This is a genomic window from Grimontia sp. AD028 (assembly GCF_000973155.1).
In the GTDB taxonomy this organism is placed as follows: domain Bacteria; phylum Pseudomonadota; class Gammaproteobacteria; order Enterobacterales; family Vibrionaceae; genus Enterovibrio; species Enterovibrio indicus.
This window is the reverse complement of sequence record NZ_LASY01000189.1, coordinates 1-289: the sequence shown is the minus strand read 5'-3', so window position 1 is coordinate 289 and position 289 is coordinate 1. Positions and strand designations below refer to the sequence as shown.

Genomic DNA, 289 nt, shown 5'->3' with positions numbered 1-289 from the left:
CCGGAAGATCTGGGCGGCACAGGCAGTGAATTGCCTGACGAAGGCGATTACACCATCACAGCAACCGTGACGGATACTGCTGGTAATACCTCGGTACCAAGCACAGAAACCGGCTTTACCATTGATACCACCGCACCGGGCGAAGGCACCGGCACCGGCGGCACCGATGAAGCACCAACCGTAGTGATCCCTGAAGCCACCGGCGGCGTGGGTGAAGAAGAACTGACTGATGGCGTGGAAGTGCTGGTCACCCCACCGACAGGCACGCAGCCTGGCGACACCATCACTG

1 protein-coding gene is annotated in these 289 nt (G+C 60.2%); it reads left to right on the top strand.

What is annotated here, in order from left to right; genetic code table 11:
- The coding region (locus RN22_RS25280; protein WP_046308486.1) for an Ig-like domain-containing protein at nucleotides 1–289 on the top strand (289 nt) is incomplete at both ends.